The organism is Laspinema olomoucense D3b, assembly GCF_025370785.1.
GTDB lineage: Bacteria > Cyanobacteriota > Cyanobacteriia > Cyanobacteriales > Laspinemataceae > Laspinema > Laspinema olomoucense.
Window position 1 is genome coordinate 25,253 of sequence record NZ_JAMXFA010000020.1, and the last position, 20,782, is coordinate 46,034.

A 20,782-nucleotide genomic window follows, 5' to 3' on the forward strand; every position below is an offset into this window, starting at 1 on the left:
CAAGTTAGAGTCGGGGCATCCATTCGATCGCAATCCCAAAGCGAGTATCGTTATCCCCCTCCGCATCATGACGCCGGATATCCGTCGAGAGGCGAAATTGAGGAGTAATGGCATATCCGACTGCCAAAGTTCCTAACCCTACGGTCTGATCACCACCGACTCCTACTACGCTATATCCTAAAGACAAATCTGCCCCACCTGTGCGCGAGAGAACCAACATAGCGCGTCCCCCCAACTCCACTCCACTCGTCGAGTAAGACTCTCCCTCAATCTGCCGATATCCAACCACGGGTGCCAGATTGAAATATCCCCCCAAGGGCAGCACATAATAACGCAACTGAGCACCGCCACCGGAATATCCCCCACTTCCAGCAAAATAGTCTCCACTGAGGGTTAATCCGGTGTCACCAATAAACAAGTCCTCCACCCCCACATTCACTCCACTGCCATCATCATCGGAGGAGGTGACTTGGGCATATCCGACCCGCACACGAGTCCGAAAACTGGGGTCATTGCGAATCTCTTCCAACACATTCGGCACTTCTTCTAACCACCGTTGGAGGACCGGACTACCTTCGATGATTTCCGGACTCAAGTCCACAGACTCCGAGTTCGAGGGTTCCGAATCAAGGGGCGAGTCCTCAACCTGGGCTAACAGGGGCCTCGCCGATGCCACCGGAATCCCGCCCCAAGTCAAGGTTAGATGCAAGGCCAGATAAATCAGACCGATACTGTATTGGAGGCTATAACCCGCCAGTCCTCTGGGGAAAAGGGAACTGAGGAATTTAAACAATGGCACAGACTCAGAAATTCTACTGTTTTCCCGGGTTCTGTGCATTCCCTTGAGCGCAAATGGAGAGGAGACCGCAGGAGGGACGGGCCGGGAACTCCGATGGGTTGGATTAGGTATCATCTTAAACTGGGATGAATGAGCAACGGCATGGTTAGTATGACATGAACAAATACCCAACCTGGGAAGGTTGAGTCTGGAAACCTGTTCCGTTTTAGCATAAGGGGTCAAACCGGGTTTAAACTCCCTCTAGGCATCGGATTGAGATTATAACTTGTCATCCAGGGCGATCGCCCGTCGAATTACGCCCGGAGTTTAAGGGCGATCGTCATACCTTGTCTGACAAAAACAACAAAAAATATACACTAATCTGACATGGAAGTCTCTTTTCTCACATTCCATCTATCTCTTCCTGCCTTATTCCTCAGCCTCTTCCCCAGCGCTTCCCTGGGAAGGGTCGGGAATTCATATTCAAAGCATCCGGGTTTAGACCCGATTAACCGGACTGGAAATCAGGGCATGAATTAATTTCGCCATTCTCTCGCCCTTGTATTTCCTTCAAAATCTATACTTCTCACTCCCCCCTAACTTCCCGAAATTAAACCCTTCAAACCCTGAGCATTAAAACTGAGCCACTGGTGTAAAATAAAAATAGAACCTATCACCGGAGTCAAACCGACAGATTCCAGCCTCGTTTTAGCGCGAACCCTAAGCTGTAGAAAGCAAGGAGGCCAAAATAAAGCGGGAAATCCTTGACTGAGCAGGCTTTGAGGGTTGTTCACCCGGTTGGCAGGTTCGCGCAAATGCTGAAACCTATATGGGGAGATGATTTGAGGAAAATATGAACCAGACCTATTTACAAGCTGGCGGCTCTAATGGTATTTTAAAGCTAGGTTCGCGCAAATGCACCTTGAAAACTGCATATACCAAGGGTTTCAACCACGGGCAGTCCCAATGACCCCTAATCCCTTTCAGGGATTGAAACGAGAATCGCGTGAGGATTGCATCAGGGGGGATAAGTCCCAATGACCCCTAATCCCTTTCAGGGATTGAAACTTTGACTCATGACGCCACCTTTTCCGCGCTGGGGTCCCAATGACCCCTAATCCCTTTCAGGGATTGAAACTGAGTTGCGCTCATCTAACAGACTTACTCAGTTGGCGGGTCCCAATGACCCCTAATCCCTTTCAGGGATTGAAACGGTAACTGAACGGGATTTTAGCGGTCTAAGACTTGTCCCAATGACCCCTAATCCCTTTCAGGGATTGAAACAAAGATAGGCAAATCCTCGCCAGCGGGTACAACGGTCCCAATGACCCCTAATCCCTTTCAGGGATTGAAACATAACAGCCTGGGCAAATGCGGATGCTTTCGGGATTCGTCCCAATGACCCCTAATCCCTTTCAGGGATTGAAACTGGGCTTGTGGGGCGATCAGGCAATGCCGAGGACTTAGCCCGGTCCCAATGACCCCTAATCCCTTTCAGGGATTGAAACCCAGATAGACACGACCAAATCTTCTAAGAAGTAGGGTCCCAATGACCCCTAATCCCTTTCAGGGATTGAAACCGTTCTGCATAGACACTCGTGCCACCACTCCCGATGTGTCCCAATGACCCCTAATCCCTTTCAGGGATTGAAACATGAAGCGCCCCAGTCAATGGGTCTATGACATCCGCAGTCCCAATGACCCCTAATCCCTTTCAGGGATTGAAACCCTGAACCTCCATAAGGTTGTCCTGGATTCTACAGTCCCAATGACCCCTAATCCCTTTCAGGGATTGAAACGTCAACCTCTTTTCTACTGAGACGCTCCGCAACGTCCCAATGACCCCTAATCCCTTTCAGGGATTGAAACCCAGCCAGATTGAACCAACTCGGGGCGATCGATGGTCCCAATGACCCCTAATCCCTTTCAGGGATTGAAACTGCATGGAATTGAATGCACCACCCAGGGAGTGTGTCCCAATGACCCCTAATCCCTTTCAGGGATTGAAACCCGTTTGCGATCGCGGATTACCCCCAAATCAGGGAAAGTCCCAATGACCCCTAATCCCTTTCAGGGATTGAAACTCGCAGTGGGGACACTTGACATACCACTGGAACACATGTCTCGTCCCAATGACCCCTAATCCCTTTCAGGGATTGAAACGAATGGTCCTATTCCCCAAGGATTGGCGATTCTAGTCCCAATGACCCCTAATCCCTTTCAGGGATTGAAACAAAATTTCCTGGATGGGTGGGGCAACCTTATTAGTCCCAATGACCCCTAATCCCTTTCAGGGATTGAAACTCTTTGTGATTGCAACTCAAGCCCATCTTTCATCCGTGTCCCAATGACCCCTAATCCCTTTCAGGGATTGAAACAGGTATTACTGAGACTGTCGCTTGTAAGTTACTCGTCCCAATGACCCCTAATCCCTTTCAGGGATTGAAACTACGGTGGGTCCCTGAAGAAGTAGATCAATTTTAGTCCCAATGACCCCTAATCCCTTTCAGGGATTGAAACGCAACGGGAATCCTTCCACGCGGCCAAAATGGGCGGGGTCCCAATGACCCCTAATCCCTTTCAGGGATTGAAACTTTCCTTAGAAACATCACTATAATCTGCTGTTTACTATGTCCCAATGACCCCTAATCCCTTTCAGGGATTGAAACTTGATGTTTGCGCCCATAAGGGGAAATTACTCCGTCCCAATGACCCCTAATCCCTTTCAGGGATTGAAACTCAAATTTTGACCCTTTGGCGGTGATAGTAAAGCTAGTCCCAATGACCCCTAATCCCTTTCAGGGATTGAAACGACTAATGGCCGCAGCAACAAAGGCAGGATTGAGTCCCAATGACCCCTAATCCCTTTCAGGGATTGAAACTCAAGTTGCTGAAATTTGCAAGGAAGATGGCTCAGTCCCAATGACCCCTAATCCCTTTCAGGGATTGAAACCTGTGATTATTCCGCACTTGCGGAATATTGGGAGAGTCCCAATGACCCCTAATCCCTTTCAGGGATTGAAACTTTACCTTGCCAGAAAGCAAGACAGGATAGAAAAAGTCCCAATGACCCCTAATCCCTTTCAGGGATTGAAACTTGAACAAACCCGCCACATTTCCCCCTGCCGCACATAGTCCCAATGACCCCTAATCCCTTTCAGGGATTGAAACGAACCTGGGAAAATCTGGGACGGGGGAGCATTCGGTCCCAATGACCCCTAATCCCTTTCAGGGATTGAAACTCGATACCTCAACCAGCAGGAGATCGAACTCGCCCAAAAGTCCCAATGACCCCTAATCCCTTTCAGGGATTGAAACGTAACGAGAGGGAGTTTGTGACTATCACTCCAAGTCCCAATGACCCCTAATCCCTTTCAGGGATTGAAACTTGCCATTTCCCAGGGTCTTCTATGATGATTTCTGTTTCAACCACGGGCAGTCCCAATGACCCCTAATCCCTTTCAGGGATTGAAACATTCAACCAAGCTCCTTAAAAATCGCGCTGCACGTCCCAATGACCCCTAATCCCTTTCAGGGATTGAAACTTATGCTTGGTTTTATTCTTGTAACATCGATACAAGTCCCTATGACCCCTAATCCCTTTCAGGGATTGAAATGATTAAGTAGCGCCTCATTATCGAGGCGGTCTTTGTCCCACTGACACTGGAGAATTTAGCAACCTGTGAACGGATTGGGGGCGATCGCAATCTTCCTTTTTCTGGGTCCCTCCCCGCTGAATCCACCCCTTAAACCTCTTGCTTTCATCGAGGAGAGAGCGCCACCCACAGCCACAATACACCAACAAAAACGGCTCTGCCAAAAGCAGAGCCGAAGGACGAAACAACAGAGGAGCGAAACCGGAAAACTATCTAGTAAGCGACCCCTTGTTCTGACGTTTTATCAATAGGCTTCAACAAATAAAGCCGTACGATTTGCCAGACAGTTGAGATGTAAAGGGGTAGCTTCTGGAAAAACTGCACAATCTTAGGCTGGTTAGAACCTGCGATTTCTGCTATTTTAGCATTATTTCGCGTGCAAGTATCCAATCGGGCAAAGAACTCTGGATGATCTACATCCAAAATTACCGGAAAAACCCGTCCCGCAGTTTCATTCGTCTTGCGGATAACGTGAATATCATACTCACGGGCATCCAGACCGAGCACCGCGTAGAATCCGGAACGCTGAATATCATTCAAAAACATGGTAGCAAAAACCGAGAGTAAAAAGAAACGGCTCCACAGTTTTGCTTTCCAATCGTTTAAGATTTGAGGCTGGGCCTTCATCAATGCATCAAAGAAATCGCCGTGGCGGTTTTCATCCTGACACCAATTCTCAAAGAACCGGAAAATCGGATAAATTCGATGTTCAGGATGCGCTTCCAAATGCCGATAGATCGTGATATAGCGCCAATACCCAATTTTTTCCGATAAATAGGTCGCGTAGAAGATGAATTTCGGCTTAAAAAAGGTGTATTTTTTACTTTTGGTCAAAAATCCTAAATCCAGGGAGAGCTTAAAGTCACTCATCGCCTTGTTTAGGAATCCGGCGTGACGTGCCTCATCCCGAGACATCAGCAAAAAGCACTCGGCTAGAACCGGATTTTTGTCTTTGAGCTTGCGTGCTAGTTCCTTGTAAAGAAGAAACCCAGAAAACTCGGCAGTGCAAGAGCGTTCGAGAAATTCGATGAAAAGTTGACGAGTTTCCCCATCAATCCCATCCCAAGATTGGTTGAACTCTTCATCCCGAACGAAGTGGTGCCGGTTGTAGTCGGCGCGGAACTCTTCGAGAATGGCTTGGAGTTCGTCTTCGTTGGGGGAGATGTCCATCCGCGCCATCTCATCAAAGTCTGTGGTGTAGAAGCGCGGCGTCAGGATGGTGTCCTTGGCGGGAGCTTTAACCCCCGGGCGGATTTCTTCAAACGCAGGTTTCTTTAGGGAATCTACCATAGGTGTAGGTGAGGGTGGTGTTATAGCTGATTTGCCTTAGGCGAGGTGGAGACCGACTCAGAAGCGTTGCCAATGGCGCGACTTCTTAATGCGGAGCGCTGGGCATTGTTATGAATGATGCCTGATTACGAACTCCAGTCTATCAGGGTATGAGACTTTGGGAACAGTCCAAAGGGTAAAAATTCACAAAACCACGTCAATTTTTGTAAAGTTGGCGGTAAAAATTGGCAAGGGAACAGGAGTGAGTGGAGTACAAAGGGGTTGAGGGGAGGGATGTTGGAGTACCTCCAGGGAAGAGAACGGGGTGCTTTAGGGGCATCGGGTACCCGGTAGGATTCCCTCTGTGGACCAGCATCTTGAGGGGGAGTTGTGCCAACATGAAAGCACAGGCATCACTATCGCTTATTGTTTATGAGTTTCTGCCTCAATCCTCAGTGTCAAAAGCCCCAGAACCAGGATGGGGCGCAATATTGTGCCAATTGTGGCCTCTTGTTAAGGTTGGGCGATCGCTACCGTGCCATCCAACCGATCGCGGCGGGTGGTTTTGGCAGAACCTTCCTGGCGATCGACGAATACAAACCCTCCAAACCCCGCTGCGTCATTAAACAATTCCATCCCGACGCCCAGCTCAACAGCAATTCTTCCCCCAAAGCCTCCCAACTCTTCCGCCAGGAAGCCATCCAACTCGAACAACTCGGACAACATCCCCAAATCCCCCACTTGCTGGCAACCTTTGAACAGCAGGGACGGCAATATTTAGTCCAAGAATTCATCGACGGACAACATCTAGCTGACGAACTGGCCCTCTCTGGTCCTTTCACCGAGGCCCAAATTCGCCAACTCTTAAATAACTTACTCCCAGTCCTGCAATATGTCCACGATCGCCAGGTCATTCACCGGGACCTCAAACCCGAAAATATCATTCGTCGCCGGAGTGACGGACAGCTCATCTTAGTAGACTTTGGGTCCGCCAAAGCCGTCACCGGCACCAGCTTAGGCAGAAGCGGCACCGTCATTGGCAGCGCCGGATATGCCGCCCCCGAACAAGCCCTCGGGAAACCCACCTTTGCTAGTGATATCTACAGTCTGGGAATCACCTGCATCCATTTGATGACCCAAATCGACCCATTTGAGCTATTCGACCCCCGAGAAGGGGCCTGGGTCTGGCCGGACTACCTCGTTGATAATCCCGTCAGCGATTCCTTGCGGCAGGTCCTCGACAAAATGCTGCAACAGCCCCTGTCTCGGCGCTATAGTACCGTCACCCAGGTCCTCGCTGATTTAAACACAACTCGGGTTTCCTTGACCCCCTCCGTAACCCCCCCGAGGAATGCCTTGTCCTCCGTGGAAGAGTTAGGGGAGCAAATGTCCCGCTTGCAAAAAGAAAAATCTGTCAGACTCGGCGTCAGTTACCTATTATGGATGGTGGGCTTTTTTGGAGTGGGGGGCCTGCATCGCTTTTATAATGGCAAATACGTCACCGGAGTCCTGTGGTTTTGTACCTGGAACTTTTTCTTTTTAGGTCAAATTGTCGATGGGTTTATTCTGCCGGGGATGGTGGATAAATACCAAGACAAGATGAGAAAAAAACTCGGGATATCAGAAACCGGAGTCCCCTTAGCTCCACAAAATTCGATTAGCCAAACCGTCAGCCTTCAAACCCAAGATCAACTCATGATTGCCCTCGTGAGAGCGGCCCAAGCCCGAGGGGGTCACCTTTCCGTTACCCAAGCTGTCATGGACACCAACCGGAGCTTTACCCAAGTCGAGCAAGCCCTCACCCAGATGGTTTCCGCCGGTTATGTCAGCGTAGAAAACGACCCCGTTTCCGGAGTCGTTATCTATCGATTCAACGAATTGTGAGGACTAATTGCGAGTCAGCCACTTTTGAGCCGTCAGTCTTTGCACAACGTAGAAGACCAACCCATCAAGGTCAATCTTGCGTTCGTCAATTAAAAATGGCTCTAAGGTACTCGGTTGGCTCACCTGCTCAAAGCAGGAAAACGCTCTTGGTCCTTTGATATCCTCCGTGGGGAAATAAACCCGGAAGTGACGCTGTGAGCCCAACCAGTCCCCCTTAACCTGCGCCCAGGTTTCATCCGAGGTAAAACCGGGCATGGTCACTTTTTGCTTGGACCAGGCGATTTGTAAGTCCTCAATCCCCTTTTGAGCGAGGGCTGCTTTCAACGCCGGGATATAATCCTGTTCGATGAACTCCACAAAGGGCTTATCTTCTACTGCCGGAGCCTTGGCCTTTTTCGCCCCCGCCGCTTCGGGGTCGGCATCCCCGGCTTTAGCCGCCTTCCCTGGGGGTTTGGCAGCACCGCCTTTCCCTGCCGGTTGTTTGGCTTTGGGTTCCGCCGCCGCATTCGGATTCTCTTGCGGGTTAGCACTCGCTGGATCTGGCGTGTTCGCTGTTGGCATATCTGTTGCTTGGGGTTCGTCGATACTCGGCGCCTGCTGTTTAGAGGCAGGTGGAGTAACCGATTCTCCCGCAGTCGGATTCGGCGGGGGAGTCGTCGGATGGTTCGATGCTTCCTCTGGCTTAGGTTTGTCTGGTGACATTGTTTATCCTCAATTAAATCTCGGCAACAGCTCGTTCAATCAACCGATGAGCGAGGGTTTGAATCCCTGTATGCTCATAGTAATTGGTAGACATATCCAAGAATGCCGCTAAATAGTCCAACTTATCATCGGATACTTCGATAAATTGCTGAAGGCTGTTGGCAACTTTTTGGGGGGTTAATCCGCGAGAGGCGACAAAGTTATTCATCCAACCGGAGGTAGAGGCGAAACTTTGCCCAATAAAGCCCAGTTGACCCGCCGGGTTTCCTCCGGGAATCATGCTACTGAGTTTTTTAAACATTCCATTTTCTTGTAAGTCGCCGGGGTTCAATCCGCTGATCACGGATTGGGCTTTCATGACGAAGTTTGGACCCAGGGGAATCAGACCATCGAAGCAGACGAGGGCCGTCATCCGCATCAGGGATTCGCCGCTGTAGTTGCCGAGGGAGTTGACAAAATCGCCGATGCTGTCCCCGGGGATGCCGTTGATTTGGCAAAAGGCAATTAATTCGGCGACGACTTTCAGGGAGAGGTCGATGGTTTGCGCTTTGTCTGCTCGGGGGGTAATTTTGTTAAGGAAGCCGAGTAGCCCGATTTTTTCGCCGACTTTGTTGGCGAGGGCAGCAGCGCCGAGGGTTCCCCCAAAACTATCGACGGTTTGGTAGATCCAGAGGGCGCGTTGATAGCCTTGGGATTTATCGTTGTAGAGTTGGATGGCCCGATCGCCAATTTGTTGGATCACGGCTTGATCGGTTACCCCGGTGACGCTTTTAATAGTGTTTTCAAACCCCACAAGGTTATTCCACTGTCCCGGAACGACAAAATCGAGGGCGCGCAGGGAGTGAACGGTGAGGTTATTGGTGGGGAGGTCGTCAACTAACTGGAAGATTGTTTTACTCACAGGAGTCTCCTAGGGTAGGGAAATTGGCTGAATGGGAATTTTTTAGGCGGGTAGGAGTCGGTTTTTTAGTATCCGTTAGCCTTTGAATGGGAAATTTCTATTATTTCAGTTGCTTGAGTCCGTTGAGATCGAATCGCTGCAACCAGGTTTCGCGATCGCTGGCGGTAAAGGCGGGATTTCGAGATTGGATTTTCACTTGGAAGCGATCGCCCACCAAAATCGCTGTATCGTTCGGCGTCAGGGACGAAGAAGGATATCCCCCCACTTGAGTGTTACTCTGCTGGAATTTCTGTACTGCACTCGGATTGCTGACGGTATCAGAAATGGATAACATGGCCATATCTTGGCTCCCTTGTTGCAATTTGGCCTCGGCAAACCCCGCTTTTTCTTGGGTATAGACGAGACTATATCCGCCACTAGCTGAGGGAAATAGGCGGTTAAAGGAACTGCCGGGGACAGGTTGACCCGCTGCGCTAGTGACTTCCGTACTTTGTTGCTGTGCGCCATCCCAGCGGGAAGGTTCCTGGACTTCACCACAAGCGCTCACCAGGAGTAACAACCCCAAGCAAGATGAGAGTAAAATCTGCCGCAGACGAGGTAATTTCATCATTTTTTTTTAGTGTTCTGTTTTGAACCACAGGTAATACCTGCCATTTTACTGGGGATTTCTCAGGGATACCGGAGTAGCCTTGGGGATCCGGTATGAGCAGGATTGCCCAACAGAATCAGAAAGTCACGAAGCAACGATTCAGCTTAGGATATTAAAAAGCGGACTTACGGGATTGACTGTTATGCACCCCAGGCTCTGGATGGGTGGGCAGTCTTGATCTGAACCGATTGGGTACAACCGTAAGTCCAGTTCAAGTCAAGTTTCTCGTACTCCTACGTTGTTGATGGATATTATCGAGTTTTTCCAACACAGTGCCGGGAAGTGGTTTTCCCAACGTACCTGTCAAGATCTCGCTGCGGTCAAATCTGTAGCAGGCACCACAGACCTTTGGCTGGATGCTTTGTCATCGGAGGACCCCGAGGCGATCGCCCTTTGTCAAGAGTATCGCATCGATCCGGCAGAAGCATTAGGTGGGGTGCGGATTCGATGGGAAAATAAACCCATCGACCCTGAACCGAAACAATCCGGTTCAACGCTCCTGGTGGCGATCGCCAATGGTTCCCAGCCGACTGAAGGTCGGTTGCTGCGGAAATCAGCCACTGCTGATGAATTACCGACCCCGAGTCGTTACATCATTGGCAGTGATGATGTGGTGACGTTCATTGCTGAATCTGAACATCTCTACGAGGAAGAACGCATCTGGTATGCCAGTGATAATTTGCGCCTAAGAACCCATGTTGTCAAGCGCTCGGATGGCTTCAGTCTCGCTTCTTTCTACAGCGAAATTCGCATGGGTGGCACACCCAAGCCAGCTTAACCCCATCCCACCCCAACGGGTTATCTGCTGAAGTCGGGACGTTGAACTATCGAGAACGACTTCAGTGGTGACATTGATCTGCGATGAGCTCCAGTTGCCAAAAACCTATTTTTTCTTGCCCCTAGGGCAGGGGCTTTGTCCGGATAGCTGCACCCGGGATGGGTGTAGGGTTTTCTGGGTTCTACTTCAGCCTTTAGGGGGAGATTGAGGTTGTTTTTGGGAGACCGCTTTGAGCTTGGAGTAGAAATCCGAGGAGGTTTCTTTGGGGGTGAACTGATGAATGGGACTGTTGTTGACGATCGCCTCGGATGATTCCTCCTTCTGTGCCTCCTCGATGGCGACGGAGGACTCCGAGGAGGGTTTTAAGTCGGTGAATGTGGCTTTCGGGTTACGGATGGGTTGAAGTTGAGGGCGATCGAGCCAGAGGTCCCCGAGTAAATCATCGCAGTTGGGTGCGATCGCCTCGGCTATCCCTGTAATTCCCGGCTCTTTTGTCCCTGGGTTGAGGGTTTCGGGGAATGAGGTAGCTCGGGTTGGGGCATCTTCTGGGTCAATGGGGGAGAGTTCGGGTGATAACGAATCTGGTTCCTGGGGACCTGGAGGTGCGGGGATGGGCGCTTTGGAGTCCGGTAAGGGAGCATTCTCCTCGGGAGTGGCGATCGCCGGGGTTTCCAATGCAGCACTCTGAGCGAGATTGTTGCCCGATGTTTGCCGTTCCAAGTGCCGGACGTCGGAACTGGGAATCGCTCTGGGGAATACCCCTGTTTGGGATAATTCCGTAAACCCCTGTGTGGATGACATTTTCTCCCCTGTGTCTGCGCTCCCTTTCCAACCTTTCGGCAGTTGACTAGACACTAAGCGTTCAAATTCATGATTGAAATGATAGAGGGCCTGATTTCGCCGTTTCCAACAGGCTAAAATATGGGTGACCGAAACGGCTTTATACCGTCCTTGATATAACGCTTCAATGGTAGCTAGACGCACCCAAGCTGCCGGATACTCTAGGAGCCATTCGGCAATCAATTCCCCGGTGCTGTAGCCGCCGAGATCGAAGCTATAGTGAGTCAGCAGTGCCGCTGCACTCTCCGATACAGTATCGTGGGCCGCTTTGTTCATTGTTGATTGCCTACCGGGTATCCCCAATCTTCTCTACCATGCGCGAGTTTGACCACGGGTGATGGTCTATCAATCCTACATCTGCGATCGCCCCTAGCAACAGCTTTTGATGTCCGAATCCCGGAAATCCTCGTTATGCTTTCCCCAAAGAATTCTATTCGTCAAATCACTGGTGTGATACCAAATCCGGTTGTCAAAAGTCGGTTTTTCTTCAGCCCGCGCTTCTCGGGCTTTATCCCTGTAGACCCACCCTTGAGTCGCGCTTCTTTTTATAGACCTGGAACAACCGAATTCGGTATGACTTGTTCCTTGCGGGGTTCTGTCTGTTTCTTCGCCCATCGCATCCCCGAGTCCTGGCCTCACCCCCTGGGGGTCCCGCCATGCCCTCAAGGGGAGGCAACCACGGTGCGATCGCGTCCCTCTTTTTTGGCCCGATACAGGGCTGCATCGGCGGCTTTAATCAAGTCGTCACCCTCGGTCCCGCAATCGGGACAAGCTGAAACGCCCATCGAGATTGTAATCTGATCCAGAACTTGACCGCGATGAGTGATTTTCAACTCCTTGATCCCTTGGCGCAGGGCCTCAGCTCGACGGGCGGCATCTTCTAAGTCCGCATCGGGGAAAATCAGGGTCAACTCTTCCCCCCCATAGCGACAGGCAATGTCTGAGGTGCGGACATTAGTTTGCAAAAAGGTTCCGAGTTCTCGCAAGACGGCATCTCCGGCATCATGACCGAAGGTATCATTAAATTGCTTAAATCGATCCACATCAATCATCACAACGGCCAGCGATCGCTTCGTTCGCAAGGCGCGATGAATCTCCCGATTCAACGATTCTTCCAAATATCGCCGGTTAAATAACCCCGTCAGAGGGTCACGAATGCTCTGCTGATGCAGGGTTTCGCGCAGTTTTAAGTTAGCCAGGGCCAAAGACACCTGTTCGGAAACGGTCCTCGCTAATTGGCGCTTCCCGGGAGTTAAATATCTCTCGTCTTCACTGGCTAAGTACAACATTCCCAAGGTTTCTCCTTGAGCAATCATCTGCACGCATAGGGACTGGGCGGGATTTTTATGCGGGTGAATATGTTTGCAGGCTAATCCGGCATTGGTGCGATCGATCCAATGCAGGCGACCTCTGCGCAATGCCCAACAGTCACTCGGGGAAAACAGGCTATGGGTTGGCAAATCATCCCCCCACTTTGCCATCGCCTCTACTAAATTTTTGGACTGATTGAGCATGAATACGGCACCGCAGGTCCCGGGAAATAACGGTTGCAGAAGGGTGTCCAGGGCTTTGTAAGCTTCGTCTACGCTTAAGCAGGCTTGGAGAAATTCGTTCATCTGCCCCAGCATATCCATCTCTTGGTTTCGCAGTTCCAGTTCACTGACCCATCCCTTGAGGTTGAGATTAGCTTTTTGCAACTCCTCTTCAGCGCGTTTACGAGAGGTGATATCCGTGGCGGTCCCCAGAATTTGATTGGGTAAGCCTTCAGCATTTCTGGAAAAGACCATATCTCGGCTGATGAACCACCGCCAGCGATCGTGGGCGTCTTTGAGCCGATATTCCATTTCTAGAATTTCTTCCTCTTTCAGGAGGATGCGTTGTTGGAAATGTTCCGTGACCTGGGCTACATCGTCCGGATGCAAAATTTGGGAAAAAATGTTCTCTCCCATTTCCTCAATCTGGTCGGGGGTATAGTCCAAAATTTCCCCAATCGACCGATTTTTATAGACATCTTTCTCCTGCACGAGGTCATAAATGTACAGAATATTTGGGGTAGTTTCAGCGATTCTTTGGATAAATCGTTGACTAGAAAGCAGATCGGTTTCGGCCTGTTTTCGCTCCTGGATTTCCCGTTGTAATTGCTCATTGGCTGCCTTTAATTCGGCAGTGCGCTCTTGCACTTTGATTTCTAACTGATCTTTGGCTTTCTGTAATTCGGCTTCGGCGCGGGTGGCGCGGGCGAGTTCGCTTTGCGCTTGTTGAAATAGGGTGGATTGATTGATAGCGATCGCCACCTGGGTTGCCAACTTTTCTAGGAAATCAATTTCTGAGGGGTTCCATTTCCGGATATCTAGGCAGTGATGGGCAATCAGCAATCCCCATAAATCTTCCCCTTGCAAAATTGGCACCACTAGGTTAGCCCGTACCTGAAATTCTTCTAAAAATTGGATGTGACAGGAGGTTAAGTTGGAATGGTAAATATCCTCGATCGCCCGGGTTTGCCCTTGTTGATACCAGCTCAGTGCTGTTTCCTCAAAGCAATGATCTTGAATGGTTCGGCCCAAAATTGAAAGGTGTTTATCCCGCACCGATTCCACTTCCACCTTTCCACTCCAATGCGGTCCAAATTGATAAATAATCACCCGGTCAGTTTTTAAAAGCTGTCTGACTTGGGATACCGTCGTATTGAGAATCTCATGCAGATTCAGGGATTCCCGGATTCTCAGGGCAATTTTATTCAGCAGCCGTTCTCGGGATGCCTGTTCATGCAGCTTGGCTGTGCGCAGGTTGACTTCTCTTTCCAGTTGAATATTGCGACTGTGCAACAATTCGACTTTTTCAGCTTGCAGTTTCCAAACTTTTTGTTCTAATCCATGAATCACCCCATACAGTTGGTTTGGGTCCAGGGTTTGCATTAAAATTCCCTGGGTGATAATCCCCAGCAGTTCCCCTTGATTTCCACAAATAATTAACCGCTCGACCTGTCGGCGCTGCATTTGTTGATGGGCTGTCCAGACGGATTCCTGATGGTTTAAACACAACAGGGGCTCGCTCATCACATCTCCCACCTGGATCTGCTCTAGGTCGAGTTCTAACGCCATAAAATGCAAAATATCTCGTTCGGTAATCACCCCCACCGGCAAGGAAAATGAGCTGGGGTTTCTGTCGGGTTCCTCTGGGGCGGGTTCTATATTTTCGGTGACAATGATCGAGGCGACTCGGTACTCTGCCATTAAATGAGCCGCTTGCAACACCGAGGTTTTGGGTGGCACATGAATGACATCGGTGGCCATCACCTCTTCCACCCGTTTTCCCTTGAGTAAATCCGCCGGTTTCAACACTTTACGAATGCTATCAAGAGTGACGATTCCTCGGACATTTCCGGTATCGCTCAATAGGGGAAGATGCCTAATTTTATGGCTTCTAAATATTTTTAAAATGCTAAAAATGTCGGTGAATTCCGCTTCTTTAATGGTGACAACATTTTGAGTCATCACCTCCCGAACGGTCGTGCATTTTAACTCCGCTTTTTCAGCGCCTAGTCTGACAAAATCCCATTCCGTTAATAGGCCCACAAGTTGCTCATTTTCAATGATCAACAAACAGAGTGGCCCGCTCTCTTCGCGGGTTCTTGAGTCTACCCAAGGTCCTACGGGCAAGGGACAAGCTGTTTTTTCTGGCAGCATCAACCCAAGGGCCTGGTCTAAGGGGGTGTCTGGGGAAAGAGTTACCACTTTTCTCTCAATGGCCGTTTCGGGGGATAAAGAGGAAATGGGTAAATCTTTAAGCTGCATAGCAATTTGTTTTAAAGTAGACATATAAAATAAATAAATTAGTGTTTAATATAGGCGAGATTGTGGCCACTTATCAGATAGGAATGCTATGCTAAATGTAGCAATACTAGGTTTGAATTCGAGTTTATCACCTACCCCTATAAATTATTCTCTATAACCTGAAAAAAGCACATCCCTCCTCAGACGGAAGTTTGAAGTTAAATATTGCCTGAAAAACTCCAGGACCCGGACCGGCTGGACGCCCGATCGCCCTTGGATCAATCCTCTACAATGCCCGTACTATATTAAATAGGGAGGACCAGAAAGACAAAATGAGGTCCAGATTTGTTGCTAATTCTTTACAATTTTGTGAATACCCCCGTTTCTAACCTTTTCTGTATTAATCCGCTAGGGTCCAAAATAAGCAGCAGGTTAGCCCCTGTACTACCCGCACTGAGTGCCTGTCATGGACTCTCGCAACCGGCACTCCGGTTCTGGAGACATCCCGCAAGTGAGGGCGGATAGCCCGGATTGCCAACTCGTTATGACTTTTTCTAATTGAGTTAGCGATCGCCCGCTGGGGAAAACTGATTACCACTCCCGAACCAACTAAAATTATTCAGTTGCAGACTCACCGAACCCACTTCTCGTTCTGGACTAAACCGCAGATTCACGGCATAAGTCCTGCGACTATATTCCATCGATAAATCAGTATTAATTCGTTCCCCAGTATCCAAATTAAAGGAGGTTTGTACCCCCACTCTAAACGGTCCATAGACTTGTTGAGTGATCCCCGCCGTGAGGACCTTGGAATCCGCAATTCGGTCGAATAAAAAGGGCGAGTCCCCATCTTTCCAAATGCGCGACAAGCTCACATTAAACCCGGTATAATCCAGCCAGCGACGGGAAAAATGCCCAAACTGCCCTTGGATGCCAATGCTTCCCGTAAGGGCATTTTGAGTATCATCGGAACCATAAATACTGGCAACTCCTGTTAATCCGCCAAACAATCGGACGTAGGGAACCACGGGTGCAGGAGTATAACGCAATCCTTCTGTCCTTGTGCGGGGTAAGGCTTTCCCTTGCCAGAGTAAAAAGCCCCGAGACAGGGCTGCAGAGGCTTGAAATCGGCTAGAGTCAAGGCGATTGTTATTCCGGACGAGGGGGAGAAGGTCCGGGCGATCGCTATCGGCATTGATATATTGTGCACTGGCTTGATAGCTCAAATTGATGCCGGTTCCCCCTAGGGCAATGGAGGGAGATGTCACAACCAAGCCAAAATTTTGATGCACGGTTTGATATCCCAAGGACCCATTAAACAGGCGATCACGATAATTATATTCTCCCGATACTGTATGAGTTCCCACCATCTGCCGGACCCGTAATGTCCCCCGCAGATTCTGTTCTTCGTCATTAAAATCAAAATCCGTAAACCTTGCCTCTCCCACAATGGAAGTCGTCGGGGTCGGATTCGCCCCTAACCGCGCTTTTAGTCCAAATAAGCGGGAGGGGCTGCCAATGCCATCTGTCAAGGTCCGCTGAATATAATATTGCGGAATTAAATTAATTTGAACGGGTCCGCTACCTCCGAGGGGAATTACGGTAGTTTCAGCATAAACGCCGCCTCGGTCCTCTTGATCGTAGCCGAAGCGAATTAAGGAGGGGTCTTGATCGCTGCGATCCAGAATCACTCGTTCTCTTAATAATGGAATCGAGATGCGATCGTCAAAGACTAAACGTGCGTTTTTGGCAAAAATTTCATCCTGTAATGGAGAGATTGGGCGAAAGGTGGCCCGGGGCGATCGCAATTCCAACTCCGGAGGAGAAAACGGATCGTTGGTCATCCGGACATTGGTCCCTTCCCACCCCAAATCATTGAAATTCAGGCGATCGGCTTCAAACCGAAAGCGATCAATGGTTCCCCCCGCAGTGGGAAGACTTCCACCCCCCCCGCCAAAGGTGACACCCCCGGCGGGAGTGATTCGCCTGGGGGGTTCTCCGGCCCGGAGTCGGTCCATGATATCCTGTTGTTGCAAGGCAGCAGCAGAGACATCCGTGGGGAGGGTGGGGGAAAAGTCTTGCGCTGTGGTGGGGGTAAAAATATCTCCTTTGGCCCCATCAATGCCGCCCCGATTCTGCACGAGGTCATATTCAATACGATCGCCTTGGAGGACTTGCTGTCCTTTGGCATACACTGCATCTCCCTCGGCGATCGCCACTTGGGATTCTAAGTTAATTTGCAGGCGTTCCGCGTCAATGGCGGCCCCCCGTCCTCTCATCCGGGCATTGCCTTCTCCGGTGACAATTTGCCGTCCATTATCGAACTCCTGGCGATCGGCTTTTAACTCCAGGGTATCCGCTGGGGCGATCGTCGGTGGGGTGGCATTTTCCCCAGAAGTTGCAGGAACTTCCGCCACTATTTCAGCAGGTTGCGGGTCTGTTCCCTCTGCCGTTGTCCCTGGGACTTCGGCGGTTTCGCCGGTTTCCCCTGTTTCCTCTGCCGTCGTTACCGGGACTTCGGTGGTTTCCACTTCCTCTGGATACAAATCCCTCGTCTGGGGTTCGGTTTCGGTCACCGATGCCGATTCCCCAGGGGATGCAGTGTCTTGTAAGGCAGCGGCCTTACGCAGGGTCCATCTCAAGCCAATGGATAACGTCTGACTCGCCTCAGATTCGGGGTTATTTTCTGCAGGGGATTCGAGACTGGGGAGTTGCTTGGTGGAGGGTTCAGTTATGGGGGTTTCTGATTGTTCTAATTCTTTAGCTGCCACAATCCCCGGACCTTCAACCCGTTTCAGCGGTGAGGAGATTTCTAACGGTGGACCTAAAAGGGCGGCAGAACTGACCCCGTACTCGGGTTCAGTGACTAGGGTTTCCGGTGGTGTGGGATGAATTTGTGCCGACGAGTCGGCTGCTGAATCATCCACTGAAGCGGCGATCGCCTCCGAATTGAGATGTTCGGGGGAAACAGGTGTAACAATAGCAGGCGGTGGGGGAGGCAGAACCGGGTAAGGCATATTTAAAGGATTAGACTTAACAATCAATAGCCCAAACGCGAGCCCAAACGTGAACCCGTTACCCCGGTTTGCGATGCTTGGGCGACCAAAAGGCCGCCCCTGCGATCGCCATCAAGGTCTGAAAATTCCTTGATTATTCGAGGTCGCGCCGTTTTGGGTTACGGGCCGGGTCTCCGTTCAGAAAGCCAAAGACAAATAAGGCCACGAAGAACGAGACAACAACATAAACTACGATTTTAAGGGTCACCATACAGATATCTCCCGTGTTTGGAAAAGCTGTGAGAGTTTACCATCCAGACTCTCCAGTTTTTTTATCATATCGGAAGGCTGTCCCGTTTTATTAAGAAATATTTTTGTCTGGTTTCCGAGTTTAAATGGACCAAAGGGTTTTGGTTTCCAGCACCCTGCGGTGGGGACGTCTGTTGGCGATCGCTCGTTCCCCAACTTCCCGGTGAGACGGAATCCGGCTATCAAAGATCTATAAAAACCCCCACCCTTGAAGGGTGGGGCTATACAGACGAAGCCCGCCTGCGCGGGCTAATATAGAAAACCTACTAATACGGAATCCGATTGCCAAAGACCTACTTTACTCTTAAGCCCGCGCAGGCGGGCTTTGTCGCTGTAGCCCCACCCTTCAGGGTGGAGGTTTTGAGCTAACTAAACAGTTGTTGCCGCGCCCATTGCCAGCCTTGAATCAGCTTTTCTTCCAGCCAGACGAGGATCTGGTCAAACCATTTCAAAGCTTGCTCTAAGGGGTGCATAATGTATTCCACTTCGGCAATTTCCACGTCTATCCAGTCGCGTTTGGCCTGGGTTTGGACCTGGGGTGGCAATTGGGCGGCAGAGTCAACAACGGGACTGGGGCGGCTAACCCCTGGGGTGGGTTCAACGGTTACGGTAGCGGTGGGTTGGACTGCTGTCCGGGGGACCGATCGCTGGGGTTGGACTCGGCGGTGATTTCCTTTGCTAGATTTGCTGCGGGAGGGCTTACGGACGGATTGGGAAGGTCCAATTCGTCGGCTAGTCGGATAGGGCGGGGTCAGAAATTGTTCCACTGCCTCGACTCCCCAGAAGGAGTCCGGCAACTGGTCTAATTCCGGGTTACTGGACATTTGCCCAGTCGCCGCCTCAGAATTTCCAGTTAAAGGCTTGACATTTGCTGTCTTTTGTGATATTGGTTTCCCCGGAACTTCAGTAGGAGTCAAGGGGCGATCGCCGCTTCCCGTTAAAGCCTGATCCGAGGCCCCGAAGAAATAATCCACTGCTGATTGGATCAACCGTTGCATTTGCAGGGATAGGGATTGCTGTTCATTGGAGAGTTCAGAATCGCTGGGGTCCTGCTGGGGGTCGGTGACGAGGGCGATCGCCACTTTTTGAATTCCCTTCAGCAAAGACTCGCCTCTGTCTGCCACGGTTTCGCTGAGGGTTCCCCCCTGGGGCAGTTGCATCTCTTCCCATCTCGCCACTGCTGCATCCATCTTTAACAAGACAGCTTCAATTTTAGGTTGACCCTGATGGCGAGGAGATGCTGTCCCCTGGGGTTGGGGAACTTCCCCCACTCCATCGGGTTGCAAGACGAGGGCCGAAGGTTGCAACAAATCCCCAACTTTGGCTAAACTCCGGTCGAATAAATTGCCCAGGGGAACGGGTTGAACTCCGGCGATCAGTTGCCGCAAACGACGCAATCGCTTCACGGGTGGTAACTGTTTCTGGGATGGCGAACCCGTGAGGGCCGAATGGGTTGCCTGGGATGACAAGCTTTTCGGTTCGAGGTTGTACGCTGCTGCTGCCAGTTCCCCCTCAATTCTGGCTTGCAATTGTTGCTGCTGGATGGGGGTGAGAATATCTAATATTTGGTTGTGATCGCTGATTAAAACTAAACTTCGGGTTTCCAGCAAGGTGGCAATCCCTTGAATCACCGGACGAGAAGTGGCGATCGCTGAGGCGGGAGTTGCCACAGCTAGGGATTGTTCTGTGGTTGCCACCGGGACCAGGGTTCCTGGGCGATCGCCTTTGACCCCAAACCGGGCGAGAATTTTCCCCGGTATCCAGTTGAGTACCCGTTGCCGCAACCCAGTCCGTCCAGCGGTTAACGCGAGAACCTCTTGCGGTTGGGATCTGTTGTCCTCTTCTGTAACCAAAACTTGCCAGGATTCCTCGGTATCCCCTGTTGCTGCAGCAACGGCAACGAGTTCTACCCCACTCAAGACTCGGGCGATCGGGCGATCGCCTGGACGGGTTTCCGGGGTGATGTCGGATTCTCTCGTCCCCGCATTCGCCTCTGTAGTCCCCAGGGTTTTTGCGGAAGACTCGGACGGGTTAGCGGTTCCCGCCAACTGCTTTCCCACGAACCGCGTGGCCTGATACACTGCATAGACAGGAATCAGTAAATAATGACCCCCAGTTTGGGCGATCCAGCGGATCTGCTGTCCGGCCTTTTCTAACTGGGTCGCCAGTTTCCGAGACCCCGCTTGCAGAAAATTGAATAATTTACTTTGATATCGACCGGAAGAGGACATAATTTTTAAGTTAATC

General features: G+C 50.6%; 12 protein-coding genes and 1 CRISPR repeat array. Of the genes, 2 read left to right on the top strand and 10 right to left on the bottom strand.

The annotated features are described in order from the left end of the window. Positions 1-4: 4 nt before the first annotated feature. Positions 5-799 carry a hypothetical protein gene (locus tag NG792_RS16045; protein ID WP_261201236.1) on the bottom strand — a complete coding sequence of 265 codons (795 nt, stop codon included), beginning with the start codon at positions 797-799 and terminating at the stop codon, positions 5-7. 939 nt (positions 800-1,738) lie between these two features. Beyond that, positions 1,739-4,395: direct repeats of the CRISPR family, unit length 37 nt; unit sequence GTCCCAATGACCCCTAATCCCTTTCAGGGATTGAAAC. Between the two features lie 252 nt (positions 4,396-4,647). Then, the gene (gene acsF, locus NG792_RS16050; protein ID WP_261201237.1) at positions 4,648-5,724 is read right to left on the bottom strand and encodes a magnesium-protoporphyrin IX monomethyl ester (oxidative) cyclase; all 1,077 of its coding nucleotides are present in this window, start codon (positions 5,722-5,724) and stop codon (positions 4,648-4,650) included. A 411-nt stretch (positions 5,725-6,135) separates the two neighbouring features. Here acsF and NG792_RS16055 point away from each other — a divergent pair, with 411 nt between their 5' ends. Next, positions 6,136-7,587 (top strand): protein kinase domain-containing protein, encoded by a 1,452-nt coding sequence (locus tag NG792_RS16055; RefSeq protein WP_261236053.1) that lies wholly within the window; start codon positions 6,136-6,138, stop codon positions 7,585-7,587. 3 nt (positions 7,588-7,590) lie between these two features. Here NG792_RS16055 and NG792_RS16060 read toward each other — a convergent pair whose 3' ends face one another. From NG792_RS16060 to NG792_RS16070, 3 genes are all read right to left on the bottom strand, one after another. Next, complete coding sequence (locus NG792_RS16060) at positions 7,591-8,289, bottom strand: DUF2996 domain-containing protein (protein WP_261236054.1); 699 nt, start codon at positions 8,287-8,289, stop codon at positions 7,591-7,593. Between the two features lie 13 nt (positions 8,290-8,302). Then, positions 8,303-9,190 (bottom strand): hypothetical protein, encoded by an 888-nt coding sequence (locus NG792_RS16065; RefSeq protein ID WP_261201240.1) that lies wholly within the window; start codon positions 9,188-9,190, stop codon positions 8,303-8,305. Positions 9,191-9,290: 100 nt separating this feature from the next. Continuing rightward, entirely contained in the window at positions 9,291-9,800 is a 510-nt protein-coding gene (locus NG792_RS16070) for a hypothetical protein (RefSeq protein ID WP_261201241.1), read from the bottom strand. A 283-nt stretch (positions 9,801-10,083) separates the two neighbouring features. On the opposite strand from NG792_RS16070, the gene NG792_RS16075 reads away from it, so the two are divergent. Beyond that, positions 10,084-10,617 (top strand): phycobiliprotein lyase, encoded by a 534-nt coding sequence (locus NG792_RS16075; RefSeq protein WP_261201254.1) that lies wholly within the window; start codon positions 10,084-10,086, stop codon positions 10,615-10,617. A gap of 186 nt (positions 10,618-10,803) precedes the next feature. Here the strand turns inward: NG792_RS16075 and NG792_RS16080 are convergent, their stop codons facing one another. From NG792_RS16080 to NG792_RS16100, 5 genes are all read right to left on the bottom strand, one after another. After that, on the bottom strand, positions 10,804-11,733 hold the full coding sequence (locus NG792_RS16080) for a hypothetical protein (RefSeq protein WP_261201242.1): 930 nt from the start codon (positions 11,731-11,733) through the stop codon (positions 10,804-10,806). 386 nt (positions 11,734-12,119) lie between these two features. After that, positions 12,120-15,275 (bottom strand): diguanylate cyclase, encoded by a 3,156-nt coding sequence (locus NG792_RS16085; RefSeq protein WP_261236055.1) that lies wholly within the window; start codon positions 15,273-15,275, stop codon positions 12,120-12,122. Positions 15,276-15,793: 518 nt separating this feature from the next. After that, on the bottom strand, positions 15,794-18,247 hold the full coding sequence (locus tag NG792_RS16090) for a DUF3769 domain-containing protein (protein WP_261236056.1): 2,454 nt from the start codon (positions 18,245-18,247) through the stop codon (positions 15,794-15,796). 133 nt (positions 18,248-18,380) lie between these two features. Next, a complete protein-coding gene (locus NG792_RS16095; RefSeq protein WP_015151639.1) occupies positions 18,381-18,497 on the bottom strand; it encodes a photosystem II reaction center protein I in 117 nt (38 codons plus the stop codon). Positions 18,498-18,900: 403 nt separating this feature from the next. Then, a complete protein-coding gene (locus NG792_RS16100) occupies positions 18,901-20,766 on the bottom strand; it encodes a hypothetical protein (protein WP_261236057.1) in 1,866 nt (621 codons plus the stop codon). Positions 20,767-20,782 lie beyond the last annotated feature (16 nt).

Bases quoted from the DNA above. Each gene is read 5' to 3' on its own strand.
- NG792_RS16075 (WP_261201254.1), top strand. From the start codon at position 10,084: ATGGATATTATCGAGTTTTTCCAACACAGTGCCGGGAAGTGGTTTTCC.
- NG792_RS16080 (WP_261201242.1), bottom strand. From the start codon at position 11,733: ATGAACAAAGCGGCCCACGATACTGTATCGGAGAGTGCAGCGGCACTG.
- NG792_RS16055 (WP_261236053.1), top strand. From the start codon at position 6,136: ATGAGTTTCTGCCTCAATCCTCAGTGTCAAAAGCCCCAGAACCAGGAT.
- NG792_RS16095 (WP_015151639.1), bottom strand. From the start codon at position 18,497: ATGGTGACCCTTAAAATCGTAGTTTATGTTGTTGTCTCGTTCTTCGTG.
- NG792_RS16090 (WP_261236056.1), bottom strand. From the start codon at position 18,247: ATGCCTTACCCGGTTCTGCCTCCCCCACCGCCTGCTATTGTTACACCT.
- NG792_RS16070 (WP_261201241.1), bottom strand. From the start codon at position 9,800: ATGATGAAATTACCTCGTCTGCGGCAGATTTTACTCTCATCTTGCTTG.
- NG792_RS16100 (WP_261236057.1), bottom strand. From the start codon at position 20,766: ATGTCCTCTTCCGGTCGATATCAAAGTAAATTATTCAATTTTCTGCAA.
- NG792_RS16060 (WP_261236054.1), bottom strand. From the start codon at position 8,289: ATGTCACCAGACAAACCTAAGCCAGAGGAAGCATCGAACCATCCGACG.
- acsF (WP_261201237.1), bottom strand. From the start codon at position 5,724: ATGGTAGATTCCCTAAAGAAACCTGCGTTTGAAGAAATCCGCCCGGGG.
- NG792_RS16085 (WP_261236055.1), bottom strand. From the start codon at position 15,275: ATGTCTACTTTAAAACAAATTGCTATGCAGCTTAAAGATTTACCCATT.